The organism is Ensifer sp. Root278 (genome assembly GCF_001429285.1).
In the GTDB taxonomy this organism is placed as follows: domain Bacteria; phylum Pseudomonadota; class Alphaproteobacteria; order Rhizobiales; family Rhizobiaceae; genus Ensifer.
In genome coordinates this window covers 455,848-467,597 of sequence record NZ_LMJJ01000040.1, presented here as the reverse complement: position 1 = coordinate 467,597, position 11,750 = coordinate 455,848, and the positions used below count along the sequence as shown (strand labels likewise).

General features: G+C 64.2%; 14 protein-coding genes. 3 read left to right on the top strand and 11 right to left on the bottom strand.

Annotation, left to right across the window (positions count from 1 at the left end):
- Positions 1–4: 4 nt before the first annotated feature.
- From ASE60_RS24020 to ASE60_RS24005, 4 genes are all read right to left on the bottom strand, one after another.
- Positions 5–457 (bottom strand): hypothetical protein, encoded by a 453-nt coding sequence (locus ASE60_RS24020; RefSeq protein WP_156414710.1) that lies wholly within the window; start codon positions 455–457, stop codon positions 5–7.
- Positions 458–627: 170 nt separating this feature from the next.
- Positions 628–1,896, bottom strand: coding sequence for an NAD(P)/FAD-dependent oxidoreductase (locus tag ASE60_RS24015; RefSeq protein ID WP_057253670.1), 1,269 nt, complete (start codon positions 1,894–1,896; stop codon positions 628–630).
- A 125-nt stretch (positions 1,897–2,021) separates the two neighbouring features.
- On the bottom strand, positions 2,022–2,615 hold the full coding sequence (locus ASE60_RS24010) for an isochorismatase family protein (RefSeq protein WP_057253669.1): 594 nt from the start codon (positions 2,613–2,615) through the stop codon (positions 2,022–2,024).
- Positions 2,616–2,621: 6 nt separating this feature from the next.
- Complete coding sequence (locus ASE60_RS24005) at positions 2,622–3,086, bottom strand: Lrp/AsnC family transcriptional regulator (protein ID WP_057253667.1); 465 nt, start codon at positions 3,084–3,086, stop codon at positions 2,622–2,624.
- 185 nt (positions 3,087–3,271) lie between these two features.
- On the opposite strand from ASE60_RS24005, the gene ASE60_RS24000 reads away from it, so the two are divergent.
- Positions 3,272–3,991: an aspartate/glutamate racemase family protein gene (locus ASE60_RS24000; RefSeq protein WP_082616040.1), complete on the top strand. Its 720-nt coding sequence runs from the start codon at positions 3,272–3,274 to the stop codon at positions 3,989–3,991.
- Positions 3,992–4,052: 61 nt separating this feature from the next.
- Here ASE60_RS24000 and ASE60_RS23995 read toward each other — a convergent pair whose 3' ends face one another.
- The 4 genes from ASE60_RS23995 to ASE60_RS23980 all read right to left on the bottom strand — a co-directional run bounded on the left by ASE60_RS23995 (position 4,053) and on the right by ASE60_RS23980 (position 6,913).
- Positions 4,053–4,418 carry an NIPSNAP family protein gene (locus ASE60_RS23995; protein WP_057253664.1) on the bottom strand — a complete coding sequence of 122 codons (366 nt, stop codon included), beginning with the start codon at positions 4,416–4,418 and terminating at the stop codon, positions 4,053–4,055.
- Complete coding sequence (locus ASE60_RS23990) at positions 4,418–4,798, bottom strand: VOC family protein (RefSeq protein WP_057253662.1); 381 nt, start codon at positions 4,796–4,798, stop codon at positions 4,418–4,420. The genes ASE60_RS23995 and ASE60_RS23990 overlap by 1 nt, the downstream gene beginning before the upstream one ends.
- Positions 4,799–4,860: 62 nt before the next feature.
- Positions 4,861–6,141, bottom strand: a complete 1,281-nt coding sequence (locus tag ASE60_RS23985) for an NAD(P)/FAD-dependent oxidoreductase (RefSeq protein ID WP_057253660.1) — start codon at positions 6,139–6,141, stop codon at positions 4,861–4,863.
- A gap of 367 nt (positions 6,142–6,508) precedes the next feature.
- Entirely contained in the window at positions 6,509–6,913 is a 405-nt protein-coding gene (locus ASE60_RS23980; RefSeq protein ID WP_057253658.1) for a helix-turn-helix domain-containing protein, read from the bottom strand.
- A 199-nt stretch (positions 6,914–7,112) separates the two neighbouring features.
- On the opposite strand from ASE60_RS23980, the gene ASE60_RS23975 reads away from it, so the two are divergent.
- Positions 7,113–7,997: an NmrA family NAD(P)-binding protein gene (locus ASE60_RS23975; protein WP_057253656.1), complete on the top strand. Its 885-nt coding sequence runs from the start codon at positions 7,113–7,115 to the stop codon at positions 7,995–7,997.
- Between the two features lie 201 nt (positions 7,998–8,198).
- A complete protein-coding gene (locus ASE60_RS23970; RefSeq protein WP_057253652.1) occupies positions 8,199–8,582 on the top strand; it encodes a VOC family protein in 384 nt (127 codons plus the stop codon).
- Positions 8,583–8,734: 152 nt separating this feature from the next.
- Here ASE60_RS23970 and ASE60_RS23965 read toward each other — a convergent pair whose 3' ends face one another.
- The 3 genes from ASE60_RS23965 to ASE60_RS23955 form a co-directional block, all read right to left on the bottom strand.
- Positions 8,735–9,949, bottom strand: coding sequence for a multidrug effflux MFS transporter (locus tag ASE60_RS23965; RefSeq protein ID WP_057253650.1), 1,215 nt, complete (start codon positions 9,947–9,949; stop codon positions 8,735–8,737).
- 109 nt (positions 9,950–10,058) lie between these two features.
- Complete coding sequence (locus ASE60_RS23960) at positions 10,059–10,691, bottom strand: histidine phosphatase family protein (protein ID WP_057253648.1); 633 nt, start codon at positions 10,689–10,691, stop codon at positions 10,059–10,061.
- A gap of 62 nt (positions 10,692–10,753) precedes the next feature.
- Complete coding sequence (locus tag ASE60_RS23955; RefSeq protein WP_057253646.1) at positions 10,754–11,506, bottom strand: pyridoxine 5'-phosphate synthase; 753 nt, start codon at positions 11,504–11,506, stop codon at positions 10,754–10,756.
- Between the last annotated feature and the right edge of the window lie 244 nt (positions 11,507–11,750).

Below are 11,750 nucleotides of genomic sequence, written 5' to 3'. Positions count from 1 at the left end.
CGCGTCACGAGCCTGAGAGGAATGTTTCCATCGCCGCGCTGCGGCACGCATGGGTGACCCCGATCAGGGCCGCTTCGCGACGAGAAACATTCGCTTTGTCCCAATAGGCCTGTCCGGATTTGGCGCTCGGCCTGGACGTCGTCTCCAACATCTCAGGGAGTGTTTTGTTCACGCACCCCAGGACGAGCGCACGTACCGCCTGAATGCCGCATTCAGCGCCGTGTGCGTTCAGGCGGATTTGGGGCATTTCCTTCAGCTGTTGATCCACACCCCTCAGCAGGAAGGCGGTTTCGTCCCGTGGGAACGCATTCGCCGAGAGCACCTTTTGCAGCCGGGCCCGTTCCGCCGAGTAGCTGATCTTGGGGCAGGACGGCGCGGCTTCGGCAGCCGGAGCACTGAAACCGGCAAGCGTGAAGGCCATGGCATAAAGGCAGCCCAAGCGCTGATGTCTCGTCATCTGGATCCCCGACTCCCTGAAATGAGACGGGAACATAGAGATCAGAGCACCATCCAGAAAGTGCAATTCTGCAGCACTGCACGCCTTTGCCGACGCGCAGCGCTGTCGCCCTTTCGGAGTTGCCGCATGTTTGCCCTCCGGTCGGCTGGAATCATGCGGCAAAGAACCCCTCAGCCCTTCTCCTTCAACGTCTCCTTCTGGGTGATCAGCCGGGCGCTGTGCTGGCCGCTGAGATAGGTCCAGAACCAGCTCCAGGCGACCGCGAAGCGGCTGCGCGTGCCGATCAGGAAGTAGATGTGGGCGATGCCCCAGATCCACCATGCAAGCGCGCCCTTCAGCTTGAACCGGCCGAAATCGATGATCGCGGCGCGGCGGCCGATGGTGGCGAGGCTGCCCTGGTGGCGGTAGCGGAAATCGGCGGGCGGATTGTCGCCTGCAAGCCGCGCGCGGATGACATCGGCCACATAGGCGCCCTGCTGCTTGGCGGCGGGCGCAATGCCCGGCACCGGCTTGCCGCCGTCATAGGTAACCGAAGCCGTGTCGCCGATGACGAAGACATCGGGATGATCGGGTGCAGTCAGATCGGCGCCGACGATCGCCCGACCGGCGCGGTCGGCGGCGATATCAAGCCAGCGGGCGGCGGGTGACGCCTGGACGCCCGCAGCCCAGACGAGCGTGCGGCTGGCGACGAATTCCGCGCCGATCATCACGCCCTCTTCGGTGCAGGATGTCACCGGCGTGCCGGTGCGAACCTCGACGCCGAGGCGCTCCAGTTCCTTGACCGCATAGGCCGAGAGATCCTCGCTGAACGCAGCGAGAATGCGCGGACCCGCCTCGACCAGGAGCACGCGCGTTTGCCGCGTATCGATGCGGCGAAATTCGTCTGGAAGCGTGCGATGCGCCATCTCGGCGATGATGCCGGCAAGCTCGACGCCCGTCGGGCCGGCACCGATGACGGTGAAGGTCAGGAGCGCTGCGCGGGCATCCGGATCCTCTTCCAGCTCGGCGCGCTCGAAGGCGAGCAGCACGCGGCGGCGGATCGTCGTCGCGTCCTCCAGCGTCTTCAGGCCGGGGGCGAAGGGCTCCCATTCGTCATGGCCGAAATAGGCATGCGTCGCCCCGGTCGCCAACACCAGCGTATCGTAGCCGATGCGCTTGCCGTCCCTGAGAACGACCGCCTTTTCGGCCGCGTCCACATCCGTCACCTCGCCGAGCAGCGTCGTCACCTCCGGCCGGTCGCGCCAAAGGCTGCGGATCGGCCAGGCGATTTCCGAGGTGGCGATCAGCGTCGTTGCCACCTGATAGAGCAAGGGCTGGAAAAGATGGTGGTTACGCCGGTCGATGAGGGTGATGCGAACCGGCGCGCCGGCGAGCCCTTTGACGAGCTGCAATCCGCCGAACCCGCCGCCAACGACGACCACATGATGCCTGTCCTGCATGTTTGCTTCCAGCTGGCTCCCAGCCGGCCTTCTATTGGACATGCCACAAGATTGGGGTTGTGGTCAGCAAGGACAAGCGCAGCCACCTCATGTCACCCTTGCAAAAAGTCAAGAACGGCCGGCGATCAAGGCCTTGTCGCGAAGGTGATCTCGTCGGCCGCGTCCACCAGCACGATCTCGTCACCGAGCGACCATTCGGCCGCGCGCGCGGCCAGACGCGCCGGCACCATCGGCGAGCGGCCGGGACCGGGCGGCACGTCATAGGTGGCATGGGCGTCGTTGGCGAGGATCACGGTGAAGCCCTTGGCGATCGCCGTGCGGGCCGTCGCCGCCAGGCACATCTCCGAGAGCATGCCGCAAATTGCGATCGTTTCGATCTCTCGCTCCCGCAACAGATCCTCAAGGTCGGTGCCATCGAAACCGTCGTCCTTCAGTTTGCGCACCACCGCCTCTTCCGCCTCCGCCGAAAAGAAGAGCTGCCAGCCGTCGGTCTCCGGCTCGTCGGAGGCACCCTCGGGTCCGTCATTCTGCAGGAAGATCACCGGCACGCCTGCCGCACGAGCCTGCCGCAACAGAACCCCGACGGCGCGCTGAAGGCCGACATGGCCGGGCACCGCCTCCGGCCCGGAGATGAAAGCGCGCTGGACATCGACGACCACAAGCGCATCGGCAACGTCGCCTTCGTTCGCGGTGCTCGCCTCGTTTGCCTCATCCGTCATTGATTCTTACTCCGCATAATCGACCGGCACCGCCGTGCCGCTCTTCAGGATTTCCATCGAGATCGAGGCGGAAACGTCGAAGAGCTCCACCTTTCGCACGATCTGCTTGTAGACCACGTCGTAGTGCTCGACGCGCGGCAGCACGACCTTGACGATATAGTCATGGTTTCCCGTCAATCGATGTGCCTCGACGATTTCAGGGATATCGCTGATCGCGCGGCGGAACGTCTCGATCCACTCGTCCGAATGATGCGCCGTCTTGATCAGCGCGAAGACGGTGGTCGGCACGCCCATGCGCTCGCGGTCGAGCACGACGATCCGCCTGGCGATGTAACCCGCCTCCTCCAGCCGCTGGATGCGGCGCGAACAGGCGGAAAGCGAAAGATTGACCCGCTCTGCCAATTCGCCGACCGCGACGCTGGCATCCTGCTGCAACAGCCCAAGCAGCTTCCTGTCTCTCTCGTCAAGCACGCCGATCCCTCCACCCAATGCGATTCAATGCCGTATATATTTGCACAAATTTACCTCTATGCGCAAATTTTTCGCGCCGAACGGCATTCCTCTCGCGAACAAAGCGAACCATTCCGGCGGCTTCGGCCGCATAGTTCTGGCCATCGAACAACGGCGTGCCCGGCGCGCCATAAAGGGAAAGAGGAATGGCGATGCGCAAGATTGGTCTGATCGGCGGTATGAGCTTCGAAAGCTCGGTGGTCTATTATCGCATGGTCAACGAGGCGGTTCGCGAGCGCCTGGGCGCGCTGCACTCGGCCGAGGTGCTGCTGCATTCCGTCGACTTCCAGTCGATCGTCGACCTGCAGAAGGCTGGCCGCTGGGATGATGCCGCCAAGCGGCTTGCCGATGTCGCCCGTGGCCTGGAAGCGGCCGGCGCCGATTGCGTGCTGATCTGCACCAACACCATGCACCTGATCGCAGACGCGGTGCAGGCGGCGGTGAACATCCCGCTGATCAACATCATCGACGAGACGGCGCTCCGCCTCAAGGCCGCCGGCAGCCGCAAGCCGCTGCTGCTCGCCACCCGCTATACCATGGAGCACGGCTTCTACGCAGAGCGCATGCGGAGCCACGGCATCGACATCATGGTGCCGGACGCGGATGGCCGGACGCTCGTCCACAACGTCATCTTTGACGAACTCTGCGCCGGCAAGGTGCTGCGCTCTTCCCGCAGGGCGTTGATCGACCTGATCGACAAGGCCGAGGCGGAAGGCGCGGACGCCGTCATCCTCGGCTGCACCGAGATCTGCCTGACCCTCGACCCCAGGGCCCTGCCGCTGCCGGGCTTCGATTCCACCGCGATCCACGCGGACGCTGCCGTCGAGTTTGCGCTCGAGGGCGCGTTGCTGGCACGGGCTGCCTGAACGGGACCGAGAAACGGGTGCAAACGCAGGGCGGGAAATCCGCCCTCCGCTGTGCGTCCAGTCATTTTCTTGGAAGCGGCTGCAGGAAGATGCGCTCGTAGCTGATGAACGGCGGATCGTCCGCGTAACGCGCATTGGCCGCGATGCCGTCCGGATCGCTGGCAACGTCACGGCGATAGCGGCGGTAAGCCGCCTCGTCCGGAAAGGTAAAGAGCGCGATGGCGACATCGCCAGCGCCCTCTTCACCAAGGCCGGGAAAGCTCGTGCCGATGCCCTCGGGCTTTTCGCGCGGGACAAAATAGCCGTGGTGCGTTCCGCCGTGCCGCTCGATGAGCGTCATCCAGGTTTGGGCATAGGCATCGAACTCCGTCATCCGGCCCTGCGCGAGCCGGTAGCGGATTTCACAGGTGACGGGACTATCCGGCATCAGGCTTCCTCTCTCTTATATCCGGTTCTCGGACCGCGAAGGCCGATGCAATTGCCCCAGGGATCGCGCACCTGGCACATCCAGAGCCCCTCCTGGATCGCCATCGGTCCACGATAGAGAGGTGCGCCGAGCGCTTCGAAATGGGCAAGCGCCCGGTCGAAGTCCTCGACCGCCCAGTAGACGACGGAACCTGCGGCACCACTCGCCACCTTCTCGTCCGCCTGAACGATTTCGAGATCCACCGTGCCGACCTTGAGATAGGCGAAGTCGAACGCCTGAAGCCACCGGCGTTGTGCCGTTGGGAAAGCACGCTGATACCAGGCGAGCCCCGCTTCCGTGTCGGGAACATGCACCAGTATGGCCGCCACGCTTTCGGTCATCGCAATTTCTCCATCCCTCCATCCGCCATCCCGTTGCCCTCGATACAGGATTCGTCGACTGCTCAGGCGGAAATCGCGTCCGAGGCGGATCGCAGCAGGCCGTCCGGGCGCGCGCCGAACGCCTGCCAATCGCATTCGGCAAGCCCGGCCGGCGCGAAGGGATCGATCAGCGTGCCCGAGACGATCGAGGCGAGCAGCGCCTGCATCGGCGGCGTGCGGGCGATCGTCGCGACCAGCCGGTCGCGCAGCCAGGCGAGAAGTGCCGAGTCCGACTGGTAGAACGGCGTAAAGGCCAGCGACAGAAGCTGGAACAGCGCGACATGATTGCGCCGCGCGGCAGCATAGGTGGCAAGGGCGCAATTAAGATCCGGCGTGGTCTCCAGCGCATGCGCCAGCGCCGCCACGTCGAGAAGCGCCATGTTCGCCCCCTGCCCGAGCTGCGGGCTCGTCGAATGTGCACTGTCGCCGAGGAAGGCGATACGGCCGGAGGCGAGCGGGCGCATGGTGCGATGCGCATAGCGCGCCAGCGTCAGTTGCTCCCAGTCGGCGACCTGATCGAGCAAGGGCGCACAATCCGGCCAGTAGTCGAGGATACGCGCCTTCCATCGGTCGAGCCCAGCCTCCCGTACCCTGTCCGCATCCGCGACCCTCAGGCTCCAGAAGAAGGCGACACGCTCCTTCTCGCCGACCTGCGCCCTGCCCGCCGGCAGGATACCGATCATCACCCGCGCCCGGTCGTAGCGCTGCACCAGGGCGTGGGGATCATGGACGAGCCCGTCGCTGTCGAGCGTAGCCCAGAAGGCACCATAGGTGAGCTCGCGCACTTTGGGCGCGACAGCGGAGCCGGCCGATAGCGTCGAGCCCGCACCGCTCGCGTCGATCACCAGATCATAGGCGCCCGTCTCCCGCCGCTCTGCATCCAGAAGCACGGCCTTGCCACCGGCCATTCGAACATCAGCGAGCGTGACGCCGGTGCGAACCGGCAAACCGGCGGCGATCACGGCATCATGCAGCGTGTTGAAAAGCGCCGCCCGCTGCACCGCCAGCCCGAAGCGGCCACCGGCAATTGCGTCGTAGCGCACGTCGAGAACAGTGCGGCCGGATTTTGCGTCGGCGCCATAGAGTCGGTCGATCCGGCTGCCGAGGGCAAGCATGGACGGCAGCAGATCGAGCGCGTTCAGCACCGTCAGTCCCGTCGGCTGCAGCATCAGGCCGGAACCGACCGGCGAGGCCACGTCGAAGCGTTCGAGGATTTCCACCCGATGCCCCTGCCGCGACAACATCAGCGCCGCCGCGAGCCCCGCCGGGCCAGCGCCCGCAATGCCGATATCAAGTGTCTTCATGGGTCCCCGAGGTGACGTGGAAGTCGACGAAACTATAGGGAAAATCAAGGCGCTAGGGCAAGTCTGCACGACGGGACACGAGGTCGCGCCTCGCAACCGCCCCTCATCCGGCCTGCCGGCCACCTTCTCCCCGCAAGCGGGGCGAAGGAGACTCGCGGCACCCGCTCGCTTCACACCACTGCGGCATGCTCTGACAGCAGTCCTGGTTGGAAGGCGGCCATCGTCCACGTCCCCTCTCCCCGCCCGCGGGGAGAGGGTTAGGGTGAGGGGCAAACTTCGCTAGCGAAAGCCCGGAACGAGAGAGAAAGCGCCGCATGCACCAATGAATTGGCCCCCACGGCGAATTTCGCACCGGCAGGGAAACGCACTACGCCTCCGCGTCGTACACCTCGCGTGCCGCGCGGATCGCTCCGTGGTTTTCCAGTGACCAGTCGACGAAATGCTTGAGCAGGCCAAGCAGCGAGCGGCCGAGATCGGTCAGCGCATATTCCACGCTCGGCGGCTGGGTCGGAAAGACGGTGCGGTGAATGTAGCCGTCGCGCTGCAGGTCGCGCAGCGTCTGGGTCAGCATGCGCTGGGAAATGTCGGGGATCAGCCGGCGAAGCTGCGAGAAACGCAAGGGACCGTCGGCCAGCGACAGGATCATCAGCGAGTTCCACTTGCCGCCGATATTGTCCATGACGTCGCGCACGGGGCAGTTCTCCATGTCCATCGGAACGCCGCAGACGATCGCCACGCGCTTGCCCTTCACTTCCCCGGTCAGCTTGTTCATAGGCGGTACCCTTCCTGTAACCACAGCAGAAAAAACTGCCTCCTTTACAGCTGTACCGAGATTACGAGATAAGAGCAAGTCTCAAAAAGAGACCATGTGCCGGCGACCTCCCAGGCCGCCGGCATCAACGACGAGCGAGGAAAGTGCGGGCGATCTCCCGCGGCCATCCCGTCTCAGGTTTAGAGGAAAAGGAAAGACCATGTCCGATACATTGCTCGTCACCGGCGCGACCGGCCAGCTCGGCAAGCTCGTGCTCGACCAGCTTCTTGGCTCCGGCGTCGAGCCGGCGAGGATCATCGCCACCAGCCGTGACACGGCGAAGCTTGCCGACTACACGGCCAAGGGCGTTCAGGCCCGCGTCGCCGATTTCGACGACCCGGCCTCGCTCGACAAGGCCTTTGCCGGCGCCGACCGGATCCTGATCATCTCGACCGACGCGCTGGATCAGCCGGGCAAGCGCCTGAAGCAGCACCTCGCCGCCGTGGCAGCTGCGAAGAAGGCCGGCGCCAAGCATATCCTCTACACCTCCATGCCCAGCCCCGAGACATCGGTGATCCCCTTCGCGCCCGATCATCTCGGCACCGAAAACGCCATCAAGGCGACCGGCATCCCCTACACCATCCTGCGAAACGGCTGGTACATGGAGAACCTGTTCATGGCCCTGCCGCACGCGCTTGAGACCGGGCAATGGTATTCCTCGTCCGGCGAAGGCCGCCTCGCCCACATCGCCCGCGCCGATGCCGCCAGGGCAGCCGCCGCTGCGCTTGCCTCAGCTGTGAACGAGAGCCGCACCTATACGTTGACCGGCGGCGAGCTGCGCTCGACCGACGAGATCGCGGCCCTCGTCGCCAAGGCGACCGGCAAGCGGCTCGATGTCGTGCACATCTCGGACGAGGCGCTCGCAGGCGGCCTGAAGGGCGCCGGCCTGCCGGACTTCCTCATCCCGATCGTCGTCTCCTTCGACGCCAACACCCGCGAAGGCCATATCAACATGGTCACGAACGACGTGACGTCTCTGACGGGTGCAACGCCGGTAAAGCTCGGCGCTTTCCTGGAAGCGAGCAAGGCGAGACTTGCCGGCTGAGGAAGGAATCCGGTCCGAAACGACGCGAGCCCGGCCATCCGTGCCGGGCTCCCAGATTGCGACGAGGGAGATGCCCAATTGCGTCTTCCGCCCCGGCAGCAGGATCTTGTCAGTCGCCGTCGCCACATTTTGTTCTTGTTATGTTCAGTATGATGCGCTATGCATTCCCCCCACCTTCACCACCGGAGAAAGGGGGACATTATGAGCGCTTATTTGACCGTGGGTGCCTTGGACTGCGCCCGCTCGAATGCCTTCTATGACGCAATTCTCGCGACCATCGGATGGAGCAAGCACATAGAGTTTCCGGACTGGCGCGCCTATTCCGAAGGCGGAGCCGGCAAAGGCTTTGTCCTGTGGGTCTGCAAACCTTTTGACGGTGAGCCGGCGACCGCCGGAAACGGCTCCATGGTCGGGTTCATGGCCAAGTCGCCCGCGGAGGTGGATGCTTTCTACCAGGCCGCCATGATCAATGGCGGGGCGGACGAAGGCGCACCCGGGCCGCGTCCACACTATGGGCCCGACTGGTACTCCGCCTACATGCGCGATCCATCCGGAAACAAGATTTCAGTCGTCTACAACGGCTAGGGTTGCCGTAGCGGACAAGCTTTGCGAAAACGACGTGCACGGACGGATCGCGACCATGCTTTGCGGGTTCCCCTGGGCTTGTTTCCCTGGGGGCTGGACGGGCCGTGCGCAGGGCCGCGCCTGCCGCACGGTCCGCTCGGATCTTGCCTGGCTTAGCGTACGGCCTCCACCGGCGAGGCATCTGCCCGCAGCGCGATCTCCGCAAGCACGAGCGCGCTGGTTCCGGCGACAAAGAACCCGGCGGAAAGATTGAGCGTCGTGCCGTCGTAGAAGGCGCCGAATGCGATCGCGAACAGGGTCGCGATCAGGCTCGAGCCGGAGGCGATCAACGACGCCCCGAGGCCCGCCACCTGCCCCAGCGAGCGCATGGCCATGGCGTTCAGGTTGCCGAAGAGCACCCCGATCGCAAAGAAGGCCGCAAAGCCGAGCACCAGCAGCACGGCAAGAGGCGGCCGGCCGGCCCAAAGGGTGGATGCCGCCAGCATGGCGAGCCCCGCCACCGCCAGGCCAATGAAGCCATAACGCGCCATCGCCTCCGAACCAAAGCGCTGCACGAGCTTGGCATTGAGGAACGAGGCAAGCCCGATGCCGGTCGCCAGCATGGCGAAATACAAGGGGAAGGTCTGCCCGATCCCGTAGGCGTCGAAGAACAGATCCGCCGCGGTGCTCAGATAAAGAAGCTGCGCGCCGAAGACGAGCCCGGTCGCCAGGATCAGCAGCGTCACGCGGCGATTTGAGAGGATACGCCGCCCGTTCGACACGAGAAGCCGCGGGCGAAAGGGAATGCGCTTCTCTAGCGGCAACGTTTCCGGCTGGCGCACCACCAGCCACATGCCGAGAAGTCCCGCCGCCGCTAGATAGACCGCAAAGACGCTACGCCAGCCACCGACGGTGATGATCCCTTGCGCGAGCGTCGGGGCCAGCATCGGCACGAGAATGAACAGCGTGAACATGAACGACATCACACGCGCCATGGCGTCACCTTCGAACTGGTCGCGGATCATCGCCCGCGTCGCAATCTTCGGCCCCGAGACCCCGACGCCCTGAAGGAAGCGGCCGAGAATCACCATCTCGAGCGAGCCGGCCGCCATGGCGATGATCGTTCCGAGCGCATAGACGCCAAGCCCGAGAACAAGCGCCCTCTTCCGCCCCATCGCATCGGAGAGCGGCCCCAGCAGCAGCTCGCCAAACGCCATGCCGAGGATGAAAAGCGAGATGATGTGCTGGGTGGAAAGTGGCGGCCGAACGCCGAGATCGGCCCCGATCTGGCGCAGGCCGGGCAAGAGCGCATCGATGCTGATCGAGGTCAGCGAGGTCAAAAGCGCATAGAGAACGATGCGCTCACGGAAACTGGTGGGGAATGTCATTGGCCGCTTACGAGGGAAGGAATGGACTCTACCTATAGCAGACCCACGGCAAAGTTGTAGGCTACAGAAGCGTTGCCGATCACCATGCACTGTTCTGATCGGCGAGATCTTACGATGGCGCAAAGCGCAGGTGCGAAGCATCCGCAAGATTGACGACCGCCCGGTTTCGGAAGAAATCGTCCTGGCGCAGATGCGTGATGCTTCCCGATTTTGCCGGAAAACTCAGGAATCCCGTGGCGCCGATCGGGATCTTCATCCAGGCGGCAAGCACCAGCGTCAGCGTGAAGCCGTGGGTGACGATGATCTGCGTTTGGCAGGGCCGCGCGACGATGGCGTCGACGCAAGGGAAGACGCGCAGCGCCACCTCGCGCCGGGTTTCTGCGCCATCGATCCCGCAGGGATCATCGAGCCGATTGTCATCCGGCGCCGGGGTGTAGCGCGCATCGAGCCAGGCCTGAGGCCTGCCACCGGCAACGCCATAGCTGATTTCCCGGAGATCGGCGGTTTCCATCACCGGCCGTTGAAAGCGCCTTGCTATCGCATCGGCCGTCTGGGTGGCGCGGCGCAGATCGGAGCTATGGATTTCCACGTCCCTTCCGCCAACCAAAGCCACCAGCCGTTCGGCCGTTAACTCCGCATCCTCTCTGCCGCGGGCGGTCAGATCCGTGTCGTACCAGCCACCCACCTTGCCTTCCAGGTGATGGACGGATTCCGTGTGGGTGACGACGAAGAGATCCTTCATGGCATCGCTCGGGTTTCCGCAAGGCGCTGCTGCCGCGCAAGAACTAGGGCGCAAATGTCGCCTCAGACCTCCTGCCCGCAGGCGCGACGGAAGCGGCGCACCGTCTCGGCCATACCGTATTCCAGCGCATCGGCCGTCAGGCCGTGACCGATCGAGACTTCGGCAAGATCGGGGATGTGCCGGGCGAGCAACGGCAGGTTGGCCACCGTCAGGTCGTGGCCCGCATTGACGTCGAGCCCGAGGCTTGCGGCAATCGCAGCCGTGCGGCCAAGTTCGGCGGCGATCTTCTCGGCCTTGTCCGGGTCGTCATAGCAACCGCCATAGGGGCCGGTGTAGAGTTCGATGCGATCGGCGCCGGTTTCCTTGGCAATCCGCAAGGCCTCCGTATCCTCGTCGCCATCGGCAAACAGCGAAACGCGAAAACCCTTCTTCTTCAGCCGGCCGACGACATTGCCGAGCAGGTTGTGGTTCTTGCGGAAATCCCAGCCGTGGTCCGAGGTCGCCTGCGCCGGATCGTCGGGCACCAGTGTCACCTGCTCCGGCCGATGCATCTCCACGAGGCCGAGGAATTCCTCGTTCGGATAGCCTTCCATGTTGAATTCCGTCTCCGGAAACGCCTGGTCGATCAGGTCGCGGATCGGCTGCAGATCGCTGAAGCGGACGTGGCGCTGGTCGGGTCGCGGATGCACAGTGAGACCGGCAGCCCCCGCTTCGAGCGCGATGCGGCCAAGCGCGGTGACGGAAGGCCACGGCAGATCGCGCCGGTTGCGGAGCATTGCGACGGCATTCAGATTCACGGACAGTTTTGCAGGCATGTCTGAACTTTCCAGAAAGCGGGCCCAAGGCGGGCCCAGACGCAGGCAATGTGGTTGCAATGTTCTACTGCATAATTGCTGAAACCGAAAACAGTTTGAGGTCCGATTATGCAGCAATTCCAAGGAGGTCGCAGGGGAGCGATGCGACGTTTGCGCGCGGTTCGTTTGCCCGCCTTGTCTTGACCAAGTCTTGACAATCGACGTCTCTAATATGCGGGAAGGCTCAATCACGGACGGCGAAAAT